Raw genomic sequence first — 1,157 nt, forward strand, 5'->3', positions numbered from 1 at the left:
ACTGACTTCAACGGTCTAACCCTAACGATAAGGCCTTTCTATTCTGATTATGTCGCAAAGATGGATGAAATCCCAGTCGACACGTGGAGTGCAAACCCATATCTTCATTGTCAGTTTATCGAGACTATCCCAAGCTCTCTTATCACGCCAACAGACACCTTCTTTATTGATCAGGCTCCTGTTAAGATGCTCCCTTATGGTTGGACGCAAACTGTAGCAGGAGTATTCCTTTTGCCCTATATACAAGCAGAATACGTACGAGAGTTTAATCTCGAAAAGTTCCTTGTAGCTCCGGCTATTCGATGGAAAGAGAATAAGAACTTTTCCGATCGGGCGATTCTTAGATATACCTATGTGTCTCCTTTTCAGATAAGGATGAACGGCTACTATAGTCCAACGTACTTTCTAATGCCCGAAGAATTGAATTATTTCTTTTCTCGGAAAGGTGTGCCTCAGGATTCATTGCGTATCACAGTGGATGCTTCCGATGCGTTGTTTTACACACGATCCGATAGACCACTCGTTCCCGATCCAATAGACCCCGCCTTGAAAAGAATTGATTGCACCGTATCTACAGCTCCATCTATCTTTTTCTTATACCGACCTGCTTTTCTTCATAAAGAAAAGACTATTGAGGGGATTGATATTGACGTCCTATTCCAGCATCTCGATAAGTCGCAAAAACTCACAAATGCAAGTGAAGTCAAGCTGGAGCTCCTCCCTCTTAAGGACACATCACCCATAGACAGTGCTATATGCCGACTCCAGCAAATTGTTCCTCCATTGGATAAGCTCACGAAGCCATTGGGGTCTTCCCCTACTAAGGTGGATTTAATTGTCTCCAATATGTACCAGTCATGGGATGGCTTGGGTTATACATATGGAAAAGCTTTCCCATATACCGAAAACAAGGTCCTACAGGTTGATCCTGATGATTATTACTCTCGTATATTAACGCATGAGGTGACCCATCTATTTCTCCCTTCTGTGAAGCCTGGTCAAGCTTCCTGGATGTCCTCCGTAGATAAATACATACTAAACGAAGCGCTTGTGGAGTATGTCGCCTGCGTCATTCACAAGGAACATACAGGAGAAAGCTATTGGGAGGAGAAGGAACGTTATGTCTCGGAAAATGTGGATAGCACAATGTTGAATGA

The 1,157-nt window shown here is 43.3% G+C and carries 1 protein-coding gene; it reads left to right on the top strand.

The window, feature by feature from the left end:
- Positions 1-60: 60 nt before the first annotated feature.
- A partial coding sequence (locus HMPREF2890_RS07950; protein WP_148130724.1) for a hypothetical protein occupies positions 61-1,157 on the top strand: 1,097 nt, incomplete at its 3' end.

Origin of the sequence: Porphyromonas sp. HMSC065F10 (assembly GCF_001808555.1) — a bacterium.
Taxonomy (GTDB): Bacteria; Bacteroidota; Bacteroidia; order Bacteroidales; family Porphyromonadaceae; genus Porphyromonas_A.